This window comes from Pseudobutyrivibrio ruminis DSM 9787 (assembly GCF_900218035.1).
GTDB classification, from domain to species: Bacteria; Bacillota; Clostridia; order Lachnospirales; family Lachnospiraceae; genus Pseudobutyrivibrio; species Pseudobutyrivibrio ruminis.
The window spans coordinates 36,749-61,245 of the sequence record NZ_OBMR01000014.1; the positions used below are offsets into that span (position 1 = coordinate 36,749).

Annotated in this window: 29 protein-coding genes; 22 read left to right on the top strand and 7 right to left on the bottom strand. The window is 36.0% G+C overall.

From position 1 onward, the window contains the following. Position 1 precedes the first annotated feature (1 nt). The 3 genes from CRN97_RS13025 to CRN97_RS13035 all read left to right on the top strand — a co-directional run bounded on the left by CRN97_RS13025 (position 2) and on the right by CRN97_RS13035 (position 4,507). Positions 2–2,866: a C40 family peptidase gene (locus tag CRN97_RS13025; protein ID WP_097077166.1), complete on the top strand. Its 2,865-nt coding sequence runs from the start codon at positions 2–4 to the stop codon at positions 2,864–2,866. Between the two features lie 5 nt (positions 2,867–2,871). Beyond that, positions 2,872–3,255 (top strand): signal peptidase I, encoded by a 384-nt coding sequence (locus tag CRN97_RS13030; RefSeq protein ID WP_097077167.1) that lies wholly within the window; start codon positions 2,872–2,874, stop codon positions 3,253–3,255. 190 nt (positions 3,256–3,445) lie between these two features. Further along, positions 3,446–4,507 (top strand): hypothetical protein, encoded by a 1,062-nt coding sequence (locus tag CRN97_RS13035; protein ID WP_143483268.1) that lies wholly within the window; start codon positions 3,446–3,448, stop codon positions 4,505–4,507. A gap of 33 nt (positions 4,508–4,540) precedes the next feature. On the opposite strand, the gene CRN97_RS13040 is transcribed toward CRN97_RS13035, so the two are convergent. After that, positions 4,541–4,960, bottom strand: coding sequence for a hypothetical protein (locus CRN97_RS13040; RefSeq protein ID WP_097077169.1), 420 nt, complete (start codon positions 4,958–4,960; stop codon positions 4,541–4,543). Between the two features lie 163 nt (positions 4,961–5,123). Here CRN97_RS13040 and CRN97_RS13045 point away from each other — a divergent pair, with 163 nt between their 5' ends. Beyond that, positions 5,124–5,834 (top strand): helix-turn-helix domain-containing protein, encoded by a 711-nt coding sequence (locus tag CRN97_RS13045; protein ID WP_143483269.1) that lies wholly within the window; start codon positions 5,124–5,126, stop codon positions 5,832–5,834. 37 nt (positions 5,835–5,871) lie between these two features. Here CRN97_RS13045 and CRN97_RS13050 read toward each other — a convergent pair whose 3' ends face one another. The 4 genes from CRN97_RS13050 to CRN97_RS13065 all read right to left on the bottom strand — a co-directional run bounded on the left by CRN97_RS13050 (position 5,872) and on the right by CRN97_RS13065 (position 9,073). Next, positions 5,872–6,714 (bottom strand): DegV family protein, encoded by an 843-nt coding sequence (locus CRN97_RS13050; RefSeq protein WP_097077171.1) that lies wholly within the window; start codon positions 6,712–6,714, stop codon positions 5,872–5,874. Positions 6,715–7,333: 619 nt separating this feature from the next. Then, positions 7,334–7,912 carry a GDSL-type esterase/lipase family protein gene (locus CRN97_RS13055; RefSeq protein WP_097077172.1) on the bottom strand — a complete coding sequence of 193 codons (579 nt, stop codon included), beginning with the start codon at positions 7,910–7,912 and terminating at the stop codon, positions 7,334–7,336. Continuing rightward, positions 7,909–8,391: a GNAT family N-acetyltransferase gene (locus CRN97_RS13060; protein ID WP_097077173.1), complete on the bottom strand. Its 483-nt coding sequence runs from the start codon at positions 8,389–8,391 to the stop codon at positions 7,909–7,911. Before CRN97_RS13060 ends, CRN97_RS13055 begins: the two co-directional genes overlap by 4 nt. Beyond that, the gene (locus CRN97_RS13065) at positions 8,381–9,073 is read right to left on the bottom strand and encodes an alpha/beta hydrolase-fold protein (RefSeq protein WP_143483270.1); all 693 of its coding nucleotides are present in this window, start codon (positions 9,071–9,073) and stop codon (positions 8,381–8,383) included. Before CRN97_RS13065 ends, CRN97_RS13060 begins: the two co-directional genes overlap by 11 nt. Before the next feature lie 141 nt (positions 9,074–9,214). Between CRN97_RS13065 and CRN97_RS13070 the strand changes: the two genes are divergently transcribed. The 14 genes from CRN97_RS13070 (at position 9,215) to CRN97_RS13135 (ending at position 18,825) form a co-directional block, all read left to right on the top strand. Then, complete coding sequence (locus CRN97_RS13070) at positions 9,215–9,400, top strand: hypothetical protein (RefSeq protein WP_090394397.1); 186 nt, start codon at positions 9,215–9,217, stop codon at positions 9,398–9,400. 8 nt (positions 9,401–9,408) lie between these two features. Next, positions 9,409–9,807 (top strand): hypothetical protein, encoded by a 399-nt coding sequence (locus tag CRN97_RS13075; protein WP_242962105.1) that lies wholly within the window; start codon positions 9,409–9,411, stop codon positions 9,805–9,807. 66 nt (positions 9,808–9,873) lie between these two features. After that, positions 9,874–10,926: a DNA/RNA non-specific endonuclease gene (locus tag CRN97_RS13080; protein WP_097077175.1), complete on the top strand. Its 1,053-nt coding sequence runs from the start codon at positions 9,874–9,876 to the stop codon at positions 10,924–10,926. Positions 10,927–10,944: 18 nt separating this feature from the next. After that, positions 10,945–11,991, top strand: a complete 1,047-nt coding sequence (locus CRN97_RS13085; protein ID WP_097077176.1) for a macro domain-containing protein — start codon at positions 10,945–10,947, stop codon at positions 11,989–11,991. A gap of 100 nt (positions 11,992–12,091) precedes the next feature. Beyond that, positions 12,092–12,304, top strand: a complete 213-nt coding sequence (locus CRN97_RS13090) for a hypothetical protein (RefSeq protein ID WP_097077177.1) — start codon at positions 12,092–12,094, stop codon at positions 12,302–12,304. Between the two features lie 120 nt (positions 12,305–12,424). Next, on the top strand, positions 12,425–12,652 hold the full coding sequence (locus tag CRN97_RS13095) for a hypothetical protein (protein ID WP_097077178.1): 228 nt from the start codon (positions 12,425–12,427) through the stop codon (positions 12,650–12,652). A 132-nt stretch (positions 12,653–12,784) separates the two neighbouring features. Further along, positions 12,785–13,471 (top strand): vWA domain-containing protein, encoded by a 687-nt coding sequence (locus tag CRN97_RS13100; RefSeq protein ID WP_097077179.1) that lies wholly within the window; start codon positions 12,785–12,787, stop codon positions 13,469–13,471. 4 nt (positions 13,472–13,475) lie between these two features. Continuing rightward, positions 13,476–14,261 carry an ADP-ribosylglycohydrolase family protein gene (locus CRN97_RS13105; RefSeq protein WP_097077180.1) on the top strand — a complete coding sequence of 262 codons (786 nt, stop codon included), beginning with the start codon at positions 13,476–13,478 and terminating at the stop codon, positions 14,259–14,261. Positions 14,262–14,438: 177 nt separating this feature from the next. Beyond that, positions 14,439–14,684, top strand: coding sequence for a hypothetical protein (locus CRN97_RS13110; protein ID WP_097077181.1), 246 nt, complete (start codon positions 14,439–14,441; stop codon positions 14,682–14,684). Between the two features lie 10 nt (positions 14,685–14,694). Further along, a complete protein-coding gene (locus tag CRN97_RS13115) occupies positions 14,695–14,883 on the top strand; it encodes a hypothetical protein (RefSeq protein ID WP_097077182.1) in 189 nt (62 codons plus the stop codon). Between the two features lie 184 nt (positions 14,884–15,067). After that, the gene (locus CRN97_RS13120; RefSeq protein ID WP_097077183.1) at positions 15,068–15,784 is read left to right on the top strand and encodes a hypothetical protein; all 717 of its coding nucleotides are present in this window, start codon (positions 15,068–15,070) and stop codon (positions 15,782–15,784) included. 1,139 nt (positions 15,785–16,923) lie between these two features. Beyond that, positions 16,924–17,616 carry a hypothetical protein gene (locus tag CRN97_RS13125; protein ID WP_097077184.1) on the top strand — a complete coding sequence of 231 codons (693 nt, stop codon included), beginning with the start codon at positions 16,924–16,926 and terminating at the stop codon, positions 17,614–17,616. 53 nt (positions 17,617–17,669) lie between these two features. Further along, positions 17,670–17,966, top strand: coding sequence for a hypothetical protein (locus CRN97_RS13130; RefSeq protein ID WP_097077185.1), 297 nt, complete (start codon positions 17,670–17,672; stop codon positions 17,964–17,966). A 424-nt stretch (positions 17,967–18,390) separates the two neighbouring features. Continuing rightward, entirely contained in the window at positions 18,391–18,825 is a 435-nt protein-coding gene (locus CRN97_RS13135; RefSeq protein ID WP_097077186.1) for a hypothetical protein, read from the top strand. A 40-nt stretch (positions 18,826–18,865) separates the two neighbouring features. On the opposite strand, the gene CRN97_RS13140 is transcribed toward CRN97_RS13135, so the two are convergent. Next, positions 18,866–19,057 (bottom strand): hypothetical protein, encoded by a 192-nt coding sequence (locus CRN97_RS13140; protein ID WP_097077187.1) that lies wholly within the window; start codon positions 19,055–19,057, stop codon positions 18,866–18,868. 3 nt (positions 19,058–19,060) lie between these two features. Further along, a complete protein-coding gene (locus CRN97_RS13145; protein WP_097077188.1) occupies positions 19,061–20,320 on the bottom strand; it encodes a hypothetical protein in 1,260 nt (419 codons plus the stop codon). 255 nt (positions 20,321–20,575) lie between these two features. Here CRN97_RS13145 and CRN97_RS13150 point away from each other — a divergent pair, with 255 nt between their 5' ends. The 4 genes from CRN97_RS13150 (at position 20,576) to CRN97_RS14290 (ending at position 24,490) form a co-directional block, all read left to right on the top strand. Further along, the gene (locus CRN97_RS13150; RefSeq protein ID WP_097077189.1) at positions 20,576–21,241 is read left to right on the top strand and encodes a 3'-5' exonuclease; all 666 of its coding nucleotides are present in this window, start codon (positions 20,576–20,578) and stop codon (positions 21,239–21,241) included. A gap of 107 nt (positions 21,242–21,348) precedes the next feature. Beyond that, positions 21,349–22,563: a hypothetical protein gene (locus CRN97_RS13155; protein ID WP_097077190.1), complete on the top strand. Its 1,215-nt coding sequence runs from the start codon at positions 21,349–21,351 to the stop codon at positions 22,561–22,563. A 14-nt stretch (positions 22,564–22,577) separates the two neighbouring features. Continuing rightward, positions 22,578–23,867, top strand: a complete 1,290-nt coding sequence (locus tag CRN97_RS13160) for a zinc ribbon domain-containing protein (protein ID WP_179670758.1) — start codon at positions 22,578–22,580, stop codon at positions 23,865–23,867. 203 nt (positions 23,868–24,070) lie between these two features. Beyond that, a complete protein-coding gene (locus CRN97_RS14290) occupies positions 24,071–24,490 on the top strand; it encodes a hypothetical protein (protein ID WP_242962106.1) in 420 nt (139 codons plus the stop codon). Positions 24,491–24,497 lie beyond the last annotated feature (7 nt).

The window sequence follows — 24,497 nt, forward strand, 5'->3', positions numbered from 1 at the left end:
TATGGAAGATATACAATTCAAAGCTCAATTGAATAATGAGAATGAGGCTTGCGAAAACCAAAGCCTTCATAAATTTGTAGATGCTTTCAATGGAATTCATCTTGATAGATATGAGCATACCTTAAAACAGGCATATGATGCATCGGTACAACAATCTGATTCGAACTTTTCAAAAGGCTCTGCAGAAATAAGGAAATTAGCAATTCCTTTAAAAGAAGCTGTTACAGTATGCGCATCAAAAGCTGCAGCCAGCGACTATAGACAACATTTGAATGACCAAGGCAAGGCTGCAGTAAAACTTGATAAATTTATAAAAGAAAGAAGCCTGACAATAGAAAGCCTGACTTCAATGAGCAATAAGGAATTAAAAGGGAAGTTGAAGGATTTAGGTTTTTCTCGCAAGGACTGTAATATCATTTCTAAAAATAAAGAATTCTATCAGGGAATGTTTCTATATAGAGATGAGTTAAAGAGCTATGTAAAAGGAACAAAGTACGAGACGCATATCAACTCCGCAGATTTCTTCTTTATTAACAAGAAGGAATCTGTGAAACTTCTAAAGCTTTATACCATGCATTCAAAGGATGATGCTATTAGAAATGTATCTGACTGGAACAAGAAATCTTCGAGAACTATAAAGAAGTTCTTGAAGAAAGCTGAAAAGAATGGCGTGACTGAAATTGGTAAGCATGCTATCAGGATGCAAGATAGGCTCAATAACTTTAGAAGAAGAAATAAATTAACATCACATCTAGTTAATAGAGATTTGAGATTTGCCCTATACAAGTTCAACAGGAGAACTAGAGAAGCTGATGATAATGCAAAGCTTGGCGCAGAAAAGCTTATTAAAACAGGTCAGATAACATATATAGGTTATAGAGTTTTAATTGGCCAGCATAGGTGTGGAATTGTGGCATTACCTGTGAGAGTAGGAATGAAGGTTACCTTAAAAATGGGAAATGCTTTAGATCGATTATGTGTTAAATATAATCTCCTCTATAGAAGAAGCTTTGGCATTGCACTTAGTAAAGGAAAGACAGCACTTGTAAATAAAGCATTATCAGCTGGCACAACTGTAAAAAAGGTAGCTAAAGAGAAAGCTAAGTATACGGTGAAGTCAGCCAAGAAGATAGTCAAGGCAAAATTCCAGCATAAACAAAGTGTCAAAGCTTTCAAAGAAGCTCAAAAGAAAGCAGCAGCAACAGCAAAGACAATCGCTCAATCTAAAGCTGCAAAAAGTGCTTCAATTGCTGCCAGGAAGGCTGGTAAAGGAGGCAAAATCGTAGGAAAAGCAAGTTTGACTGTTATTGATTATGGAATGACTCCAATAAGAATGTTCAGAAATGGAGTGGGAAAGTTCTTTTCTATAATTCATAAACTGAAATACATACTACTGGCAATATCCATGATAATCATAGCAGCATATATGCTTATCTCATTAATGTTCTCTATTACTCAGTCTATGCAGAACTATAGCCATTTAACTTCTTCAACAATACTGGGGCCAGATGACAATTCAGTATATGACAAGGTTGTTTACTTACAGGGATTATTGGATGAGAGAAAAGCAGAAGCTAGAAAGCGAGGGGAGGGAACACCTAAAACTACTCTAGTAGCAGCTGGCCAGAGTATTGATAGATATGGTCATCCTGAGACAGATGTGGATGGAAATACTACATGGACTAAAGGATATAAAATCTATTACAAAGACAGTGCTGGAAATCTCATGGCCGATGGAACCAACAATATAAAAGATGCTATTATCCTTGCTTATGTTGGTGAAGATGGTGAATGGGAGAAAAGCGATAGCCTGGATGACATAATTGATAACTATTGGGAATACTTAAATCCAGCTCTTACAGACGACAACTTGGTTGAGACAGATATATATTGCTGCGCAGAAGGATGTGAAGAATATAGCTACAGCTGTAACGATAGCAGTGCATATGACTTTATTAATCGTATTTCTTCTGAAGGAGGCCATATATATAGCAGTGTTGCTCCAGCTTCATCAGAAGGATGTAAAAGCAGAGTAGTTCAAAAAACTGGTATTAGACTTAATTCAAAAACTCATTTGCCAGAGCTGTACACGTATGATGAGGTTGAGCATTACTGTGATGGTCATACTGTGAATGTTTGCTATGGTCATAGAGACGTTGAAATACATCTTGATACTTATTTCATGCAGGATGCTTTTGACCATGATTATATGGCAGGAGCTATTTTTGAGAAGCTAAGCTCCTGGGGACAGGATGAAATAGACTGGTGCAATAGTCTCTATGATTCAGATTGGTATGACGCCTATGGAATAGATCCTATGGGTGGATTTGGCTTTATTGTAGAAGCTACTTATACTCCGGAAGAAATAGCAGCCATGCTGGCCAATATTGATGTGGATGATACAAGAAGAGCTATTGTTAGCAATGCTATTTCGCTTGTAGGTAAAGTTCCTTATTACTGGGGAGGTAAGGCCACTGAATTTGGAGTCTATCCTTTTAGTACTTCTGCAGGAGGTAAAGTAGGAGAGACAGTATCACCTGATGAAAAAGGAAGGACATTAGCAGGAGTGGATTGTTATGGCTTTGTTCAGTATTGCTATAACTCAACAATTTCTGGACTACTGCCTACTAGTACAACAAAAGGAATCATAGACCAGAATGGATATGGACTTAAGGCGATATCAGCAAAGAATCTTCAACCAGGAGATATTGGTGTGTTTTATAAAAATGGTTCAGGAGGACATATAGGAATCTTCTATGGATATGATGATAATGGATCTGCGTTATGGGTTCATTGTACAGGAATGCCAAGAAACAATGTTGTTTTAAGTACCTGTGGTTTTGATCATTACTATACGATTCCATAACAGATATGAAGAAGAAAATCGAAAAGCTATTGATGTTCATTGCCATTGGACTATTTGTAAGTGTTATTTATTACAAGGTTGCATACGGTGAGTTTTTATTACTAGGATATAAACCTTTTCTTATAATGTCTGACAGTATGGAGCCTTGTATAAGTACTTACCAGTTTGTCCTGGCAAAACAGGTGGATGCGGATGAAATACAGGTAGGAGACATAGCAGCTTATGAACTCTATGCAGAAAATTCGGAGATTATAAAAGAGACAGTTATACATCGAGTCCATGCTATTAATGAAGATGGAACATATTTATTTAAGGGTGATAACAATAAAAACATAGATGTAAATCCAATCCAAAAAGACAGAATTAAGTACAAAATTGTTATATATTGACAATATCGTACGATATAAATGAGAAAATATAATGAAATATGCCACTATTATTGTACGGAATGGGATGATATTATAAACTTGTTCCAATTCCGTACGATATAACTTTTTTATAACGCACATATATCGTACGGTGTAATTGTTCTGAAAGGATGGATATATGAATGCAAAGGAAAAGTCACTTGAAGAAACATTGAAGTTAACAGCTCCAGAGTTTAAATTAACTGAGCAGGAAAATGAACTTGTAGATTCTTTAGTTATAAACTACGGAGAAACCTATCTCTTACCCTTCTGTGAAATTAAAGAAATGGAAGAGAAGACCAAGTGTTTACTAAGATACAGAATCATTAATGTTGCTAGTCAAAGACAAGGTACATTAGTTGAAAGTCTCAAGTCTCTTAGTTCTGGCTCAAAGTGGCTTGATGAGAATTACTATAATATGATCCATGCAAACTCTGATGAGGAGAGAGTCATAATAGAGGCCTGCCAAGCCGGTGCTGAAAATGCCTTCACTTATATGTATCTTCTTATGGGACACAAGGTAACTTCCTTTGTTTACGATATTAAGTTTGAGGGATATCGCTATGTTGAACCTGGAGATCTATATAACGATCTTCTAATTGAGCTTTTTAGAATATGTTGCACTTATCCATTAGACAAATATGCTTTTGGTGGACTTACTTATACTTACGTTCAAAATAACCTTATGCATTTTCTCTATGAGGATATATTTAGCAAGAACGATATTCTTAGCTACAATGCAGGTACCAAAAAGCGTTTGAATACAATTAAGAAGACTCTTGATGATATCTGTGATATGGATGGGAAGACATCATTATCTACAGAAGAGATTAGAAACCTTACCTCTGCTAGAAAAGGTGAATTCGATATATACCACATGATTTCAAGTCCTCTTAGTTTCGATAGCAACGATGGTTTTCTTAACAGAACGGTTCAGGATAAAACAGCAAATATATCTATTGAAAAGATTTGTCCTGAAGAAGAAAACATATGTCAAACAGTTGCAAAAAACTTAAGGTTCACCGAAGAAGAAATCGATGAACTGATCAATGCTCTTATAAAGCATGTCGAAGAGTGTCATGTTACTGTCACTGGTAAGGTAAGAAAGATATCAAGACGCAGCCTTAGAACTTTCTGCCAGAAACAAGGTAAAACAGTAAATACTCGTGACGTAAAACGCATACTTGAAGAATATGCTTTTGCTAAAACAGGTCGTAAAATTTTTTTTGCGTGACAACAATACCGTACGATATAAAAGAACTTCTTTTTAAAAAAGTTCTTTTTCTAAACGTACAAATGTCACATTCTTATTAGGAATATTGTTTTTGATTTCATTGACCATATCAATGAGTGTACTCACTGATGTAGATAGAGTTAAGTTTGCGATGAATTCATCATATGCTATGGTAATAGCATCAGCTAGGTTCTTAGTACAATGCTTGAACCAGTTTGTCACAACTTCTACTGGAGCGTTAGTTGCTAGTTCAATAAATACTGTCATATCATCTCCGATAGGGAAAAGTGCCAGATCATCATTGTCACCAAACTGAGCAAAGATTAACGTTTCATCCTCAGTTTCTTCAACTCTAAGGGATATTAGTTGGTTCGGAAGGTGCAATTTAAGCTCCTGCACCAAGAGCTGATTAAATTGCCTTTTATAGGCATGTACAGCGGATAACTTGTTCATATACTCCTCCATTGATAAACAAAACGTTACATAAAACCGCAAATAACAAAAAGTTTAAACATTTATCACACTTTATTCACCAATAGGGTTTATTATACTGCCTGTTTTTGCAAACTGAACAACGAGATTTTGGTTTTTACGTTGAAAAATCAAGAGTTGATTGATGAAACAACTACAGTTGGTAACATTTTTGGAGGGAAAAAAGTTGAATGCTGCTAACGAGAGAATTAAGGAACTGAAGAAAGAGAAAAATATTACAGACGGGATGATTGGTGAAGTGATTCAATATCACCCTAAGGTTGTGAACAGGATGCTCAATAAGAAGGCAAAGATTCCAGAAGATGTCATTGCAACTTTGAGTGAGTATCTGGAAGTATCTCCAGAATATTTAAAAGGTCATAGTGAATTTAGGACAAGAGAAGAGCAGGAGTATCATATCCTTGCTCAAAAATATAAACTTGTTATTGATATAGTAAATAGCATTAAACATTTGAATCTCTGTTTTGCACCATACTTTATATGGACAAGGAATGATTCATCTGAAATGGATAAAATCAATTATATCCTTGAGGCTGCAGATGATCCTTCCAAGTGCAAGGAGATATCAAGTACGACTAATCTTAATGATTTGGTATGCATGAAAAAATGTCAATTATATACCTGTAGAGAGGATGAGCCAATAGCATTATTCTTTGACTATGAGAGAAATCATATGGGAAAGGGGAATATCTATTGCTTCCATGAGGTCATGCACAATGGTGAAAGGACTGGAATTATTAGTCATGAGAAGTTCCTTCATTTGATTGATAATATTAATAATAACATTGCTAATATTGTATCTCTTACATTAGGATTAATATCTATAGAGGTTTAAATTAGGGTGTCCGTAAGGGCACCCTTTAAATGTTCTGTTATTCAGCTATAAATAATACACCAAGTGTTCCAGGTCCACAGTGGGATGATACAACAGCACCGGCATTAGTCTCTAGGATTTCATCAAAATGATTTAGGCTAGTGAGATAGTCACGAACTGATTCAACAATATCCCTATCACAGCCGGAATGAGTAATGAAAACTCTCTTCTTATTAGCAGATAATAGGTCTGATTCCATATCTTTTACATAATCCATGACATATCTAATATCCTTGCCGCGGTATTTCTTTTCAGGATGCATAGCACCCTCTGATACTGCAATACGTGGATGAAGCTTCAAGGCTCCTCCAACAAGTGCTGCAAGGCCTGAGCATCTGCCACCTCTATGAAGGTATACAAGAGTATCTATCACGAAGCTAGCTCTAACTTTATCTCTAATGTCATCAAGTTCTTTTACGATATCATCAGCATTCATATCGCTGGCTGCAAGCTCAGCTGCATATAGGACTTGTAATCCAATACCGGTAGAAAGATTAGCGGAATCAATTACATGCACTCTATTTTCAATTCCAAGATCTTCTGCGGCAAGTCTAGCATTATTGAAGCTTGCAGACATAGAGGAGGAGATAGTGAAGATTATATATTCATCAGTCGAATCCTTATCTAGGAATTTCTCTATATCTTCTACACTAGGTGCGGCAGTTTTAGGAGTCTCTCCATGTTTATCAGACCAAGCATAAAGCTCTGATGGGGTAATGTTTATACCATCCTTGTATTCTACATCTCCTAGGCGGACATACAAGGGGATGATACCAATATTATATTTCTCGACCAATTCTGGTGACAAATCACATGTGCTATCAGCAAGAACCTTAATCATAACTATCCTCCAATACTTGTGCTCACGTTAATAGGTGTTTCGCTCATTTTACCACTTTAGCCTTGTGGTTTACCATTTTATTAGGAAAATTCAGAAGTGGGAAATAAAATAACGATTAAGATGTTAATATTTGCCACGCTAATAGCCTTTGAGTCATGCCAAAGTGGCGAAATATTTGTGAAAAAGGGATGTTACAGTTGTGAAATTGTGGTCTATTCAAACCCATAAGAAATGCCGCCAAGGCATTAGAAAAGTTCAATATATATTTACAATTAATAATATTCTCTATATAATGGAAATAAGAAGAGGCGCCACCGATAGACGGACGCCCTAACTTATATGGTTACTTAGAACCGCAAAGTTGGTAGCTTGGGCGGTTCTATTTTTTTGTCTTGCTATTTCGACCTACGGAATAGCCAAGACTGAAGCAAGTAATACATAAACTAGTTACAGCTATTAAATCCGATAAAGTCAACATGACATTGTCCTCCTACGAAGATTCCCCTACGGGGTTATGCAAACGAAGTTCACAGTACTTCGGAATTGGACGACCGCCTACCCGTTAATGGTAGCACCGATGTATAGTCTATCAAATCATATATTCATTTACAATCGAACATCATAATATTCTAGATAGAAATTCCAATAGAGATTCGGCAAACTTTTTATGCCCATCAATTGAAAAATGAACTCCGTCGTAACCCATCTCTATATTCCATTTTCCAGCATCGATAGCATTTATGTTATGCTCTTTTGCTAGTTTCATATAGCCTGCATTAAGTCGTAAACTGCAGTCATGGTATAGTTCCAGTTCAGAATCTGATGCGCTTATATATGGTGGTGCGATCAGGATAAACCTAGCCAGAAAGTTTTGATTAACATAATCAAGAATGCTATTAAGTCTTTGAAGAGTAGCTTCAACATCTGGATGATTGGTTAACAAGATATCATTGGTACCAAGCATCATCACAAAGACATTTTCTTTAGTTAGATTTTGAATGGTTGTTGTGAAATAGCCATAGCCTAATTCTGGCAACATTCGGCCATTCATTCCTTCCTCAATGACTTCATAGTTATCTTTTAGGGCTTCTTTTACATGAGTAGTCCAGCGAACTTCTGTAGGATATCTACCACCCAAGAAGCCTCTTGGATCATAGCCATATGTATTTGAATCTCCGAACAGAATTAGTTTTTTCATAGAGATAACCTCATTTGGTACCAGGTAACATTACCGTGAACTGATTCACTTATACCTTCATTAACAAAACCAAATTTTGAATAGTAATGAATTAGCTTATCCTTGCATGTTAGAACAAGGCCTTTACGACCTTGGGATTTAGCATCTGAAATGGCTTGTTTAATAAGCTCTCCAGCGAAGCCTTGGTTTCTATATTCTGGAAGAGTATTTACGCCAAATATCATTTGCCAAATGCCATTTTCTTGGTGCATATCAGCTTTTGCATACATTTCATCGGTAAGATCAGGCTGATTAGTGCAAAAGCCATCTACAAAAGCTATAAGCTTGTCATCATCAAACATAAGCCAAAAATGATTGGCATAGTGAGTAAGCCTATCTTTAAATTCATCTAATGTGGCAGCTTCTGCAGGTGGGAAGCATTTTGCTTCTACACTTGTAATAGCATTTAAATCATCTATAGTCGCTGTTCTAATTGTCATTAAAAATCCTTTCAATACACCATACAAAACCCTTGGCAGTTCTAATATCTGCTTCTTTAAAGTGATTTCCTTCATTCCACTCAAGTGTGGAATCTATATTTCTTGAATTGAAGAGCTCAAAAAGTTGTCTAATACAATCTCCAACTGTAGACATAACTGGATTTTTGGCTTTTTCTTCTTTATCACCAAGGCTTAAATAGATATGACGTGAAACTGTATCATTTTCCTTAACATAATCGATAAACCCTGGGAACCATGCCGATGGAGACGCTGCGTTAATAGCTAAAAAAGCATCTGTTTGAAATGCACTCCATAAAGCAAAAAGACCTGCAAGGGAATATCCTCCAAGGATGGTTGGAATGTTTGTTAGGTTATATGTATCTCTTATGCTTGGAAGAAGCTTTTCTAAAATAAATGAAAGATTATCATTTGCACCTTCGCCAAAGCCAACTTTTCCAAACACAGGTGGAGCAAGCCAAGGGGATAAGTCTTTGTTCCATTCATTAACGCTAAAAGCTATTAGCATAAATGGAGTCATAGAATGGCTTGATATATAAGCTATTTCATCATCCAAAATATCATAATCATGTGAATCTATTGGCTGAATGAGTAGTATTTGTGGCATCTCATCAGAATATGCTATGCAGTTTGTACTCCCAATCTGAAAGGTTTCTTTTTTCATCTTCAATCCTCTATGTTAACTATAGATTGAGGATAGCTTTTGTTGCCATATTTTTCAAGGCATGTAGCTGTCCGATTTATAGCCCTTGTAGCGAGTACACTTAGAATTAGAAGAGAAGCATGATAAAGGAGGTCTTAAGATATGGGAGATAAGACATGGGTACACAAACCAACCGGTAAGTATTTTTTTGATGATAGATTGAATATGAAACTCTTGTATGAGGACATTGCTCATATGACAAACCAAGAGTTTGCTGCTTTTTGTAAGATGATTGAATTTAATGGAAAGTATCCTAAAAAATATTCTGTAACAGGTAACTGGGAATAGGAGGCGCTATGAATAAGATGGGTTTTACATATGTTGAGCCAGCATCATACATATCTGAAGAGATGAAGGAAATTCTATTTGCGGAAGATTATGAGAGGATTCGTGCTTTTGTATCAAAGTATCCTTGGACCTTTGCTAAAACTTATGCCAAGTTTGCTCCACATGAATACTATGTAAAAGATGAGCTGGATGAACATGGTCAAGCTGAGTTTGTATGGTTTGTAGAATATATCAGAGATAATGGCTTTGATTGTAAGTTTGCAGGCAAAGAGTATACTTACTTTGAGTTAGATGGCCACTACTATTGGACTATGGGTGAACCAATTGAGGAGACCATAATTCTTAATAGATGTGATAAAGATAACTATGTAATTCAAGGAAAGAGCATGGTTTTTAATAAATCATAGAGGGTACTTGTAGATACATTCTCATTAACAATATAATTATTGTAGACGGCACTAAGGAGGACATAAATGAAGAAGAGATTACTAATAGGCATACTTGCCTGTATTATTTCAGTAGCAGGCTATGGCTTTTACAGTACAGGTAGTGCCAATAATGAGGCTAGCAATGTAGAACCTCAAATAAAGGTTGAACAGCCAGTAGAAGCAAAAGCTATTGAAGATAAGGTAGACAAAGAAGAAGTAGAAGAAATAGAGGTTGAAGAAGTTGCACCGGCTACAGCAATTGATGAAGAGATACCTTCTTCTAATTTTTCTTTAGATCAAATAGCGGCTTATTCAGGAAGCCCATATATTACTGTAAATAATAATATTCCCTATTTCTCTGATGAAGACAAGGTTCGTACTGATGCTTTTGAGATATTTAGTAATCTTGATTCATTGGGGAGATGCGGAGTTGCTTATGCAAATATCTGTAAAGAGCTTATGCCTACAGAAGAACGTGGCGAGATTGGTAGTGTAAGGCCAAGTGGCTGGCATACAGCAAATTATCATGAGTATGTAGACGGAAACTACCTTTACAACAGATGCCATCTGATTGGTTATCAGCTTAGTGGCGAAAACGCCAATGAGAAAAATCTCATTACTGGCACAAGATATTTAAATGTTGTAGGGATGCTTCCTTTTGAGAATGAAGTAGATGACTATGTAGATAGCACTGGAAACCATGTTTTATATAGAGTTACTCCTGTGTTTGAGGGTAACAACCTAGTAGCTTTAGGTGTTCTTATGGAAGCTTATTCTGTAGAAGACCAAGGCAAAGGTGTGATGTTTAATGTCTATTGCTATAATGTTCAGCCTGGAATAGTAATTGACTATGCTACAGGAGATAGTCAGTTATCTAGTGATGCCACACCTATTCAAAGCCAGGAAGTTACAACAGAATCATCCCTCACACAAACAGAGGCTGCTGATTATGTTTTAAATACAAACACTAAGAGATTTCATTATCCTGATTGTAAATCAGTAACTGATATGAAAGAGAAAAATAAGCAGTATTATCATGGCTCAAGAGAAGACTTGATTAATCAGGGCTATAAGGCCTGTGGTAACTGCCAGCCTTAGATATAATGGGGGAGTTATATGCCATTTCAAATTATTAGAAACGATATTACTAAAGTAAAAGCAGATGCCATAGTAAATACAGCAAATCCAAACGTGTTTATTGGAGCTGGTGTAGATTCGGCCATATATGAAGCGGCTGGTAAAGAGCTATTGTTGACTGAGCGCAATAAGATTGGTCTTTTAGTGCCTGGAGAAGTTGCAATTACCTCTGCTTTTAATTTAAATGCTAAATACATCATTCATGTAAGCAGCCCATGGTGGGCAGGTGGGGATAAAGGTGAAGCTGAGCTACTAAGAAGTTGTTATGATAAGACTCTTAAGTTAGCCAAAGATAATAATTGCAAGTCCATAGCTTTTCCATTATTAGCAACTGGCTCTTATGATTTTCCGAAGAAATTAGGTCTAGAGATTGCGGTTAGTGCTTTTACTGATTTCCTCGAAGAAAATGAGATGGAAATAACTCTTGTTGTCTTTGAAAAATCCACCGTACATATATCTGGTGAGCTAGGCAAAGAAGTCAAAAGCTACATAGATGATTTATATGTAGAAGGAGCACTTCAAAAAGAATATGCACGAGATAATTATCTTGATGTAGAAGAAGCATCTTCAGTTTTACGTATGCCTGATTTTATGACTTCTATAAAAGGGGCTGCAGCTGAAGATGACGATGATGCATGTGAAATAGAAGAATCAGAAGATTTAGAAGATATTCTTGGTGATATCTATACAGAGACATTTGGAAAGCATTTACAGAAACTGATTAACAAAAAGGGCCTAAAGAATTCGCAAGTCTATGCTGCAGCAAATATATCAAAACAGTATTTTTCTAAGCTCTTAAAGGGACAGGTAAAGCCTTCAAAGGAAAAGGTATTAGCATTAGCAGTAGGTTTACGATTAAACATGGATGAAGCTGAAGATTTCCTGAGATTAGCAGGATATGCTTTTTCACCTATATCACAAACAGATACAGTAGTAGCATTTTTCCTTAAGAAGCAAGAGTTCAGTGTTGCTATGATAGATATTGTTTTATTTGATTATGGGTTAGATACTCTTTCGAAAGAGTAATATTTTACATTACTTAGAGTCGGAAATTTGGTAGATACGCAATGTAATATCAATATGATGGTAATAATAGTGACCATCGTTCAACTAGGGAGGCGCAAAGATGCCAGAAGATATGTATTTTGCATATGGGCTGGATAAGGCAAAGAAAACAGCCCAGAGAGTATATAGAATGATTGACGGTCTTTTTGAAAGAAAGATGAAAGACGGAGCATGGAAAGAAGCTCCAGAACAATCATGCATCCTTATCGGAGAGGATTGGGATTATGAAGAGATTACACAGGAAGAGGCGGAGAGGCTGAAAGTGCTGTGGTAACAATTTAATAATTTGGGTTTATAAAGAGGTACATTTACGTAGCTCCTTTATCAATACGATGGTAACAAAAAGGACCATCGTTCAACAGAAAATGAAAAAAATTCATGAATAGGTGATTATATGAATAAAACAGAACTTGATAAAACATTAGAAGATGAACTCGTAAAAATAAGACAAGAAAAAGGTTTTATTAGATTTGTTTTCAATTATTGCGAAACACAAGAGGAAAGGAAAAGATTATTAACGTTTATCCAAAGTGGGCACAATGAAAGAAAAGAGGTATTGCTGATGGCATCCCAAATAGCTATTGAGGCTGGAACCTCTGAGGGTGAATTAATTGATGAATAATAAAAAATAAAAGTTTTGATGGTCAACCGTGGGTTGACCATTTTTCATTTTCTGACGTGTATTATTTAACCATCAAAACAAATAAGTCTCGCTGCAGAGAGGATTAGGTGAAATGTACAGGAGGAAAAGATTATGGGTAAAGGATTAACAGAAATCGTTTATATACTTGATAGAAGTGGATCAATGGCTGGTTTAGAGGAAGATACTATTGGTGGTTTTAATTCCATGATGGCAAAGCAGAAAGAGACAGGGGAGAAGGCTGTAGTATCTACAGTTCTTTTTGATGATGAGTGCGAGGTGATTCATGACAGAGTTCCTATTGCTAAAGTTGAGAAGATGACTGACAAGCAATACTACGTTCGTGGTTGTACAGCTCTTCTTGATGCAGTAGGTGGTGCTATTCATCATATTGGAAACATTCACAAGTATGCCAGGGAAGAGGACAGACCTGAAAAGACTATATTTGTTATTACTACCGATGGTTTGGAAAACTCTAGTAGCAACTACTCTTATGAGAAAGTACAGAAGATGGTTAAGCGGCAGCAAAAGAAGTATGGATGGGAGTTCATATTTATCGGTGCCAATATTGATGCTTATGCTGTTGGCCAAAAGTTTGGCTTCAGAAAAGACAGAACAGTTAATTATATTGCTGATGATATGGGAACAGCTAATGTATATGATGGTGTTTCTTTAGCTATTAATACCGTTTTAGCATGTCCTGATTTCATGTCGGTATCAGAGAACCTTTCTAAGAGTGGCTGGTCGGACAATATAGAAGCAGATTACAATAGACGTAGTGGGAAGAAGAACAGGAGGTAATATCATGGCAGTTAAAGGTGCAGTATTAGGCGATATTTTAGGATCACAATATGAATTTAATAGACCAAAGAAATTAGATTGGAAGAATGTTCCACTTATTAATACAACTGCTATGGGATTTACTGATGACACAGTAATGATGATGGCTATTAAGAAGGCTATAATAGAGGAAGCCGATTTAGTTGATACGATGGTTGAGGTGGGACGGAAGTATCCACATTGTGGATATGGTTGTCGTTTTTTTGTATGGATTAATGGGAAAGTACATAGACCTTATAACAGTTGGGGTAATGGTTCTGCAATGAGAGTAGCATTTGTAGGTGAATACTATGATGATTATAACGAGATGCAAGAAATGGCCAAGAAGACGGCTGAAGTTTCTCATAATCATCCAGAAGGTATCAAAGGAGCTGTTGTAACAGCAACATGCATATGGATGGCAAAGCATGGCAAGAGCAAGCAGGAGATATACGACTATGTAGCACAGGAATACCCTAAAAGCAAATATGAATATAGCATTGAATATAGCCTGGATGAAATCAGACCTCGATATAAATGGAATGAAAGCTGCCAAGGTTCAGTTCCTGCAGCCATAAGATGCTTCTACGAAAGCACTGATTATGAATCTTTCATTAGAAATATTTACAGTCTCAAATGTGACAGCGATACCTTTGGAGCTATAGCTGGAGGAGTTGCAGAGGAGTTTTTCCATGGTTTTGGGAATGTAGATGCGGAGGGGGTGCTAGAGTCATATTTGGATGATTATTTGTTAGCTATATTGAAAAGATAGAAGCCTTTTATAAAAAATACAAGAAAATACAAAGTGTAATAAATGCTGTAGAATCAACGTTTATAGGCATTTTATATCCTAACACACAATACAGACTCACAATACAAACTTATCTATACAAAAGAATAATGACGTGCTATATATGAATTATCATTTAGCTACGAGGAGGTATAGGTAATGAAGAAGAACGAGTATATGGCTATGATTATTAAAGATTATTTGAGATCACTGGGAAAAGGAACACATACTTTGACAGCACTTGAAGCGAGAAAACTTCCAGGCATGGATGATTATGCAGCAAACAGTTGTTATCCGAATGTTTGTATAGCCATGGATAAAGTTGCAAAAGAGTATTACGTTGGAACAGCTCTAAATGATCATAATCAGAGTAGTACCTATGCCTATGAATATATAGTAAAGTGAGGATTCGATTATGGATTGGAATGACGATGGTCAAATAGGAATGGATGATTTGATACTGACGGATATTATTCTTAATGACGATGAAGAAAAAAAGGGTGGTGGAGATAATAAGCCTAATGGAAGTTGTCTATCTAGCTTGTTATTATTTATTATTCCACCAATAGCGCTGATTGCTACACTATGTAATTTTATAAGTTGATTGTAGTGACTCTTAATTAGTAAACATCATTTGAAACTACAAATCCAGTAGAATCTGAAGTTATGATTTCTTTATGATTACATGTCCCATAAATATCAATAGTAGAATGCTAGACTATAGTTGTTAAAAGTGAAGTGGTATAGTTAAATCATAAATACATGGCAATGTTTGCAATGGAGGGGATATGTTAGCAGGGATTATTATTGTAGTTATTCTGTTATTAATCGTGACATTCGTTTATAGCTTTAAGAATGCTTCTAACGAACAAAAAACAGGCAGTACAAATACTGATGCAGATGATAATTGGTGGAGTAGCGAAATGGAAGAGGATTATCGTAAGTTTCAGGAGCAACAGAATCGAGATCTCAAGAATATGCCTTTAACCGATGCAAATGAAAAGCTTACACCTAGCAATGATACTCAGTTATGTTCAAAAGAAAAACTTGCTGTCTATGTAGCAGAGATTGAAAGTCTTAGCGTATCACATGAGAATGCCGAAGATTCAAATTCGAGAAAGAGCATTAAAGTTTTTGATCCAGATTATAGCAATCTGGGAGACATAGATCCTACGTTTCAAGAGCAGTTGCTCAAATTGATTGGTGATAAAGGCCTAACAAATGTTGAGTTCTATAATGCAGCTTGGATTGATAGAAAACTTTTTTCTGCTATAAATGGTAATAAATTCTATAAGCCTAAGAAGGAGACGGCAGTAGCTTGTTGTTTTGGATTGAAGCTTTCCTTATGGGAGGCTGAAAAGCTTCTCAAAGCAGCGGGATATGCTCTATCAGACTCTATTCTATGGGACAGAATAATTAAATATTGCTTACAGCATGACATAAATAGGATAGAGCAGGTAAACCAAATCTTGGATGAAATGGGAGAGAAATGCATAGGCTGTTAGTTTTGAAAATGTCTTTTTAGAAACGACCTTTTTATAGGAATGATGGGATATATTGAAGATGGCTAGTGGATACCGACCGGCAATTGGAGCCTAGTACGTATCTTTTTAGTCCAAGTTAACGTCTGTAGAGCGCGATACTTTAAGGATGCTATGCGACACCGCGGTTAACTTGGTTTACATCTGGAGTCTGTGTAGTGTAGTAAATGACACTGTCCTATATGCATATTTCAGGACATTGGGACTTGACTATGTATTAACGTTTCTTGGGTATTGGACCCTTGCCCGTTAGGGATAATTCTTGCATCCCATAGATATATTCAGATGTTTTCACTCATCAAATTAAGATGATTCGTGGAGGGATTCACCCAACGCTACATCCTAAATACGATGGGAGCCTAAGTTTTTTAAAGCGTCGTTAATTCGACGTAAAGCTTATGCAAATAAGACTCCCTTTCGGTGGGATTTACTCACCCCGGGAGTCGTGAAGACTATCTGGCCTTTGCAGCGCTTTTATGAGGAGCAAATGCACACTGGTGTTAGTCTTTGAAAATTATAGTCCATATGAGCAAGTGAGTTAATCGTTGATGTTGTTGCTGTTTGACTACGTTGAAGGGTGATTAGCTAGGGGAACTAGTTTTAATTCTAGTCAGGTAGGAGCGACAAGTGCCCATGATTAGCCCTCCTAAAGCTTTAGGCATATGACTATGATTATATTTTGATATGGCAAGAACTACTAGAATTAGAATGCTCATAACACTAATCAAAACTTCGGTTCGTACTTGCTACCATTATTCTATATATTCATTCATGTAGGTGGGATTTGCCCCGCCCTTGGTGAATGAATAATATGTATTAGCACTTTTAGAGAAGATTGACTTCTCATTAGTGCTTTCTGCGTGTCTGCTAGCGATTTACGCTAGCAGCCGTACATTGTTTTAAATAATGAAACTGATGTCCAAGGCAAGCGAGCAAATCTATTACTCGTGCTATCTGTGAGGTTAGACCTCGGGCGACGATTTTAGAATTGTGACACCCCTTGGAGGTAAAGTAGGTTTCATTATAGGCATACTCGGCTGGAAGGATTGAGACGATTGCTCTTTTTGTGAACAGTTGAGTATGCTTTTTTATTTGGGGGTTATATGGAACAGATAAAGATTAATAAAGCGTTATATGATGCGATGGAAAAAGATAAATACACGGAAATTAAAAAGCTTATAAATGGAGGCGCAAATCCTTTAGATTCACATGATGATAGAGATTTAGAGGATAGTCCATTAGCTAAGTTTTTATTTTTTGCAAGTATGCATGTGGAAGATAACCCTGGTAGTACAAGGATTACAAATATGTTTTCGCTTCTTATCGAAAATCATTTGCTAGATTATATTATATATGATGAAGATGGGAGCGATAATTTACCTCTTTGGGATTTGGAATTTTGCTGTAGTAAAGATGCTGCCGTTGCTTTAAAAAAGATTTTGGATGCAGGGTATACGGGATTGTCGGTAAATGAATTGGTTGAGCATTTCTGGACAGATTTGTTTTTGGCAGATTTTATGGAGTTTGAAGGATGGAAAACGGATGCTCATATAGAATGGGGCATTAGAATGATGATGTTAGTAGCCTCTTATCCAGAGATTCTTGATAAAAATGAGTATATTCAAAGATGCGTAGAGTTAAAAGAAAATAAAGCGTCTAATATTTCATTTTTTAGAAACATAGATGGTTATTCAATTGAGTATGATGAATATACTTGCGTAGAAGATAATAAAATGACGGGGCTAACAGTCAATATGAAGGTGAATAATAAGTTGATTTGGAAGATTCATATGTAGGCAGAAACGAATGATTATGTAAGTTGTTTTTTGATGGAAGGAATTGAAGGAATATGTACACAGATAAAGGGTTTTATTCATGCCTAGAAGAAGGAGAAGTTGTAGCTGAAGGCGTTGATGTGGAATTTGAGTGTAGGATGGAAGAAAAGCTAATATATTTTTTGTCATCATATTTCCAGGCATTTGGGATGTCGAAAAGATTTGCAATTGGATCTATCAATTCACTTACAAAATTGCAGTGTGTGGTTTTAGTGGGTTATTTTAATTTATGCGTTGAGTATGAAATAACACCTACAAGAGAAGAGCTTATTAAAGCTATTGATTTGATAAAGATAAGAACAAAGGAATAATATACGATAGTAAGTTGAATAATTGTCGTCTTAGAAGCGACCATTTTGGAGTTGCCATATGTTATAAATAGACAAGGCTAAAGAATAACTATTGAAAGGCAATTGCAGCTCGGTATTTAGATTATTCAAATGAAATGTAGAGTGCGGATCCCTTGACTGGGTGTTTGGAGGGTAGGCTCCCCGTAGAGCACATTTCCCTGAACCATCTTGGGCAATTGGCGCCCTCTGATCGTAGGAGCTAAAAGTAATGAGTGAAGGCACAGTGCCAGGACAACGTCCTCTGTGGTATCCACATTACTGAAAAACACCAATATGACCAAGGAGTTCCGGGAACACTGTGCTCATAACACAGAAAGGGGCGTTCGACTCGTACCTGCCATCATATTGGTGTTTTTTTTAGATTAGTGAGGGGGGTGAACTAGCTATGAATAAAATGATAAAACCAGGTATGATGAAATACTGTGTTGTTGCTAATATCAAAAGCGATTCCTACTGTGATAAAAATGGATTTATTCGATATGGAACTAAAGTATTTCCAGCCGGTCGGAAGATATATCTTTCTCGTAGATTATGGAAAAATGGAGTTGTTGCTATGGGACTGAATAGGTATAAGAGTCGATATGATACAGATACTGTACCATTAGATCTTGTAGAAAATATTAGAGTCACACGTACATTTAAACCATCTATTCTTATTAAAATGGGATTTTGTGATGAGTATATAGATATGTGGTGGTCACATAGAGCAGAAGATTTTAAAAGAGCGCAAGAATATGCTGAAATGCTAAATTGTATAAAAAATGGTGATATCACGGCATTTGATAGATATTTTGATGAAGTGATGGTAAATTATTGCTGAGTATAGTTAATGGCGGAGCAAAGGCTCCGCCCATTTACTATTACCAATTGTCGTTATCATCTGAATTTGCCCAACTAGAAGAGGTGTTATCAGTAAGATGTAGGTCTCCGGTTTCTAGGTCCATAGCCATGCCGGAACCCATGTTCTGCATGAGATGGCCTTCTGTATCCATGGCCATGCCAGAGCCCATATCCATTAAAAAATCTCCATCAGTAAAATCAAAGATACTCATAGTCTAACTCCTTTCATTCATATGCATTACTGAATCATAGATTGAATTAAGCTCATTTATAAGAGCTTGTGTTGTACTATTAGAGGATTTCGCGTTGATGAAAATGAGATTAGTTACAAATCCATTGATAGGTTGTCCCTTTTCCACATTAGGGTTTGTGTAAGCAAAAAAGCCTTCTTTAGGGTATGGAAAGAACCATTTCCAAGTAAGACTATTTACAGCTTCTTTATAATACCCTGAGTTATCGTCCTCGATGTTGATGCTTTTATAATATTCTTTGCTTTGCTCAAGTGCTTCTCTTGAAGCCTTTAGCAGTTTTTTATGAACACTTTTGTTGTAATCGATAGCTGCAGTGAGCCATTTGTTTGCATTAGGATGTTTGCTTTTAATCATCATTGAAAGCAGTTCATTTAGATAAGGATATATAAAAGTATTTGTACTATCTGTAAGTGATGAGTCAATAGAAAACTCATTAAAAAAATATTCAATGGTTTTATCATCACTTGAGGCTATAGCTTTTAACAGTTCTTTTATATCAGGTGTTAATGCTATTGGATCATTAGTAAGGGTATGGTGTCCCAGAGTAGGTGTTAACAAATACAGTCTTGGTATTTCTCTAGCATGTAGCTTATCTAATAGTTCGTAATTGCTATTCTTAATAGCAAGTGTAATCATTTTGATTCTTAGGGTGTCATTGCTGCCTAGATATACATCAAGAGTATCAATACTACCGACGTCCCTTCTTTTAATATTTGTTCCTGCCCCAAGGCTAATACCATAGTCATTCTTATTACCACTGACAAACCAAATAATATTTTTATCCATCAGATATGTCAGTAGTTCGTGGTTTTCAAATTCAAAAGCGTAGTCTATAAGCGTCTTATTATATTCATCAGCGTTTAAAAATGGTTTATCGATTTGATTGATATATTCATCCCACATTTCTTTATCCTTTGACTGAGCAACAGAGAAGTTCGTAGGGCGGTTCGACATAGTTGCTGTGTGCTTTCCAGCGCTAAGTATTTCATCTACAGATACTTCGAGCATATGTGAGAAGTATGGCAAGTCTTCCAACTGAATACTTTTATTTCCATGCTTAATTTGACTGATACGGTTTTGCATGTTTTGAAGTGATTCGTCTGAATCAGGTCCGTAACGTCTTTCTATATAATCTCTGGCAAACTGTCTATCAGATTGATATTTTCTACGTATTAATATGTCTAGATAATTTCCTATTTCTTTATTACTCGCTGTTTCAAACATAATCGGAATCCTCCTGTTGCTATCAGAATATAATTTTTATTTCCGGCAGTATATATATGATTGGCATATATAAAAAGCATACAAATATAATATCACATTTATCTATATGCTATTAGCATATATTATTTGTTTCTCATCTTGATATACGAAAGAAGAGTTTAGGGAGTTTTATAGTACAGCAAAGATGATATTTTATAATCACAAAATTTAATAGTTGTGGGTAATGAACGGGATATTTCACAGGAGGAGATAATTATGAAGCACGTAGTTGTAGATTTAGAGATGAATAATGTAGCACAGAATTCTGAGGCACGTTATATTTGCTCGTCAGAGACAATAGAAATTGGAGCAGTAATGCTTGATGATAATCTCACAGAAATATCTTCATTTCGTACATATGTAAAACCAGAGCATAATGTTCGCATTATGAATAAGATAACAAAGCTTACAGGAATAACCACAGAGATGGTAGAAAATGCACCTGTATTTAACGAAGCTTTAAAAATGTTTATGAATTGGTGTCTCGGAACTGGTGAAGAGGTGACAATCTATGCATGGAGCGATAGCGATTTTAACCAGATTTCAAAAGAAATTATTTTAAAGGGATATGAGATTTCTGATGATGAAAAGAATCTACTTGAAAATCCATGGTCTGATTTTCAGCAGGAATTTGATACTAACTTAGGATTTGAAAGACAAATTTCTTTAAAAATGGCTCTTGATATGGCAGGTGTTGATTTTAGTGGCAGACAGCATGATGCGCTTGATGATGCTAGAAATACTGCGGAGCTTCTTCATATCTTTAAAGATAGCGATTTGTTCGAGCTTACACTTAGAAAGATTAAGGATATTATGCAACCAAAGGAGTTAGGATGTGCCCTTGGCGATATGTTTGATTTCTCCGTATTTGCAGTAGCATAAAGTGCGGATTAAATGATTAAGAGAAAGCTATTTATTAATGTTTTATGATAAAATTGAATTGTTTGTAAAAACGATTTATATATAGGATTAAAGGGGGTTGCGTATAATTGGTTACTGAAGGAAGAGGTTCCGCTGAATACGAAGATAATAGGTTTATGATTAATCCTAATATGAGTATTTTAGGAAACATGCTTTTTATCACAGATCAATATATTTCTAGAAAACTGGTAGGAGGGTTTAAACTCACAGAGATGGCCAATCAGCTAATGAATGAGGGGCGTATTGATGATGAGTTACTATATCCATTTGAGGATGTGACCTGGGATACAGTTTTTGGAAATCTTAAATGTATAGAATTCTATAATTTTGGTTCTGATCCTGAATCTGCACGAGGGGTTGAGAAATATATAAATTTCTTAGACTATATTCACAATACAGATACTACTAATTTCATAGATGATACAAAGACAGACACTTCACAGATGTTAGGACTAATGATGTCAGAGGTCTGGGCTGAAGTTAAACAAGGAATACTAGAGCTTCTTGAAAATGATAGTTTTGACAGAAACGAATTAATAGAAAGAGCATTGAAAATTATGATGGATTCTTTCTATAAAACTATTGATGAGTATTTCTCTTCGTCATACTTAGATGAAGCTGAAGGCGAGCATTTGTTTATGAATGTTTTTGCAGGAATGCAGGATGTTATCAATGATATGGCCTTTGATGAAAATACTTTGGTTAAGACAACTTATGCTTCTATAGTTAAGGGCGCCGAAGTACTTATATGTAATCCAGAATACTTACCATTTGGTGAAAGATTAGCATCTGCATCACGTTATTTTATGGCGGGAAGTAGTTTGCTAGTTAGTGAGAAATTCATGACATCAATGGGTGATTCCTTGGATAAGTTAAGAGAGAAGTATGGGGATGAAATAGTTACTTTATTACCAGCTTTGATTAGCTCAACAATTTGCTGTGCTTGCCTTGTTTCGTTGGATCACAATCCAATGATTCAAGAACTTATTGCTAGGTTCAATGAAGTGCCTACACTTACCTATGAGATTAGGCAGTTAAAAGAATCTGCAGAGCAATTTGAGAGAATTGCGGCAGAACTAGGAAGTTATGATTATGACAAACTAAAGATAGAAATTGATGCTTATAGTGCTATGGCTGAAGATATTTCGGTCATTGATTCGCCTGAGGCACTTAATGATTATCTTATGAAATATTATGAAAAAACAGGAAAGCCAATACCTTGGGGAAATAGAACTGTTGAGGAACATTGGGCTGATCCAAATAGTAGATTAGTATTTGAGTAGGGAGGATATTTGAAATGCCATTACCAGTGATTATGTTAATGGGAGCTGCCGCTGCTGGTACAGCAGGAGCAGCTAATGGAGTTAAGGGTGCGCAAAAAATGTATGAGTCCAATAAGGATAAAAAGATGATTGAGGCTCAACATGCAGTTAACACTCAGTTTTATGAGAAGACATTTGAAGTTGCAACAAAAGCAATGGACGAACTTGGTGAATTTGAAATTATGATTATGTCAGAGTTTCAAGATTTTTCTGATGTCATTGAAAAGATTGAGAACAGACCAAAGTTCGGTGAAATCAAAGACAAGGATTTTAAACTTCCAGAATATAGTGCTGATGAAATCCAAAAAGCTGCTGTAGGGGCTATCGCTTTAGCAAGCGGGATTGGTGGAGCTGCATTAGGAACTTTTGGTGGTTTTGCCGCAGCTGGTGCTACAACAGCTGCTGTTGCTGCTGTTGGAACAGCTTCTACAGGAACAGCTATAGCATCATTGTCAGGTGCTGCAGCGACAAATGCAACATTGGCAGCATTAGGCGGAGGTTCGCTGGCTGCAGGAGGCGGTGGAATAGCTTTAGGCACGACTGTGCTTGGGGCAGCTACTCTAGGCGTAGGATTGATGATAGGTGGTGTTATTTTCAATATTTCTGGTAATACTTTGAAGCAGAAGATGGAAGAAGCCAAAGAAAATATTGAAAAAGAAACAACAGAGGTTGATGAGGTATGTTTATATCTTCAGGAGTTATATAGAGCTGCAGAAAACTATAAGAATGCTCTTGCTGTAGTTAAAACAATATATGACAAGCACTTTGCTAGATTACAATATACAGTAGAAGTCGAAGGGACAGTGGATTATCGTAAATTCTCTGACACTGACAAATTGGCATATAAGAATACTGTTCTTTTAGTTGGTATTCTTTATGACATGTTAAAAGCTAAGCTTGTTGAGAAGAAAGATGAAAATTATAACCAGGTAAATCAAGCGTTGCTTAATGATAAACTAGGTGCTGCTCACGATTTCCTTTCATCAGATAAGCTTATCAAAAAAGATATGCTTGGAGTTTTAGAGCATCATGTAGAAGATCAGCTGGTTAATGAGAAGCTTCCAGAAAAAGAAATAGCTGTAGTAGAGGAAAATGAACTTACTAAAAATGTAAAAGATTTATCTGGTAAGGTTGGAAAAAGTGTTTCCGAAACAGCAACTAAGGTTTCAAAGCTTATTAAGCCTGGAACCTGTCCAAGCTGTGGAGCTAAGTTAGATAAGGGTGCCAAGTTTTGTAATAAATGTGGAACTGAAGTAAATAATTAATATTAATATCTGAGCGGATAGAATGTCCGCTCTTATTTGTTGCTTTATATAATTGCAGTTAGAAGAGTAATTGACTGCACTGTGCGTGCAGTTTTATTCTAAGTTATTGAATTATATAATGTAACGATTAGTGTGGTACAATACTAATTGTGTGAGAAATGAGTAGGAAAACTTAAATATAAATATTTAGGAGAGGATCATGTATGTTTTGGAGGAAAAGAAAACTAGAGAAAACAGGCAAGATGCGGTCTGCTAAACAATTGGGAATGATAGTAGGTTTGTCAGCAAAAGAAGTAAATGTAATTTTGCGTAAAAAAGGTTACTTATCGGGGAAGCCTGGAGCATACAATATAACATCTAAAGGAGAATTATATTCAGAAGTTAGAGGAAATTCCAATGGATATGGCGGGTATGCCGCTAAAAGCTGGGAGTTTATTATGTGGGATTCGTGTATGATATATGAATTATCTAATGATAAATATCCAGGTATAGATTGGTATTGTGATAAATGTAATGCTTTTCTAAATGTTCAAAAGGGTTTTAATGACCATAAGAAGCATTGGAAATGCAAAGAATGTGGCTATAAAAATCTGATTTCAAAAGAAGGTATAGTTGCAGAATAGTATCTTA

Coding starts and splice junctions, on each gene's coding strand:
- CRN97_RS13025 (WP_097077166.1), top strand. CDS start 2: ATGGAAGATATACAATTCAAAGCTCAATTGAATAATGAGAATGAGGCT.
- CRN97_RS13030 (WP_097077167.1), top strand. CDS start 2,872: ATGAAGAAGAAAATCGAAAAGCTATTGATGTTCATTGCCATTGGACTA.
- CRN97_RS13040 (WP_097077169.1), bottom strand. CDS start 4,960: ATGAACAAGTTATCCGCTGTACATGCCTATAAAAGGCAATTTAATCAG.
- CRN97_RS13045 (WP_143483269.1), top strand. CDS start 5,124: ATGAAACAACTACAGTTGGTAACATTTTTGGAGGGAAAAAAGTTGAAT.
- CRN97_RS13050 (WP_097077171.1), bottom strand. CDS start 6,714: ATGATTAAGGTTCTTGCTGATAGCACATGTGATTTGTCACCAGAATTG.
- CRN97_RS13055 (WP_097077172.1), bottom strand. CDS start 7,912: ATGAAAAAACTAATTCTGTTCGGAGATTCAAATACATATGGCTATGAT.
- CRN97_RS13060 (WP_097077173.1), bottom strand. CDS start 8,391: ATGACAATTAGAACAGCGACTATAGATGATTTAAATGCTATTACAAGT.
- CRN97_RS13065 (WP_143483270.1), bottom strand. CDS start 9,073: ATGAAAAAAGAAACCTTTCAGATTGGGAGTACAAACTGCATAGCATAT.
- CRN97_RS13070 (WP_090394397.1), top strand. CDS start 9,215: ATGGGAGATAAGACATGGGTACACAAACCAACCGGTAAGTATTTTTTT.
- CRN97_RS13075 (WP_242962105.1), top strand. CDS start 9,409: ATGAATAAGATGGGTTTTACATATGTTGAGCCAGCATCATACATATCT.
- CRN97_RS13080 (WP_097077175.1), top strand. CDS start 9,874: ATGAAGAAGAGATTACTAATAGGCATACTTGCCTGTATTATTTCAGTA.
- CRN97_RS13085 (WP_097077176.1), top strand. CDS start 10,945: ATGCCATTTCAAATTATTAGAAACGATATTACTAAAGTAAAAGCAGAT.
- CRN97_RS13090 (WP_097077177.1), top strand. CDS start 12,092: ATGCCAGAAGATATGTATTTTGCATATGGGCTGGATAAGGCAAAGAAA.
- CRN97_RS13095 (WP_097077178.1), top strand. CDS start 12,425: ATGAATAAAACAGAACTTGATAAAACATTAGAAGATGAACTCGTAAAA.
- CRN97_RS13100 (WP_097077179.1), top strand. CDS start 12,785: ATGGGTAAAGGATTAACAGAAATCGTTTATATACTTGATAGAAGTGGA.
- CRN97_RS13105 (WP_097077180.1), top strand. CDS start 13,476: ATGGCAGTTAAAGGTGCAGTATTAGGCGATATTTTAGGATCACAATAT.
- CRN97_RS13110 (WP_097077181.1), top strand. CDS start 14,439: ATGAAGAAGAACGAGTATATGGCTATGATTATTAAAGATTATTTGAGA.
- CRN97_RS13115 (WP_097077182.1), top strand. CDS start 14,695: ATGGATTGGAATGACGATGGTCAAATAGGAATGGATGATTTGATACTG.
- CRN97_RS13120 (WP_097077183.1), top strand. CDS start 15,068: ATGTTAGCAGGGATTATTATTGTAGTTATTCTGTTATTAATCGTGACA.
- CRN97_RS13125 (WP_097077184.1), top strand. CDS start 16,924: ATGGAACAGATAAAGATTAATAAAGCGTTATATGATGCGATGGAAAAA.
- CRN97_RS13130 (WP_097077185.1), top strand. CDS start 17,670: ATGTACACAGATAAAGGGTTTTATTCATGCCTAGAAGAAGGAGAAGTT.
- CRN97_RS13135 (WP_097077186.1), top strand. CDS start 18,391: ATGAATAAAATGATAAAACCAGGTATGATGAAATACTGTGTTGTTGCT.
- CRN97_RS13140 (WP_097077187.1), bottom strand. CDS start 19,057: ATGAGTATCTTTGATTTTACTGATGGAGATTTTTTAATGGATATGGGC.
- CRN97_RS13145 (WP_097077188.1), bottom strand. CDS start 20,320: ATGTTTGAAACAGCGAGTAATAAAGAAATAGGAAATTATCTAGACATA.
- CRN97_RS13150 (WP_097077189.1), top strand. CDS start 20,576: ATGAAGCACGTAGTTGTAGATTTAGAGATGAATAATGTAGCACAGAAT.
- CRN97_RS13160 (WP_179670758.1), top strand. CDS start 22,578: ATGCCATTACCAGTGATTATGTTAATGGGAGCTGCCGCTGCTGGTACA.
- CRN97_RS14290 (WP_242962106.1), top strand. CDS start 24,071: ATGTTTTGGAGGAAAAGAAAACTAGAGAAAACAGGCAAGATGCGGTCT.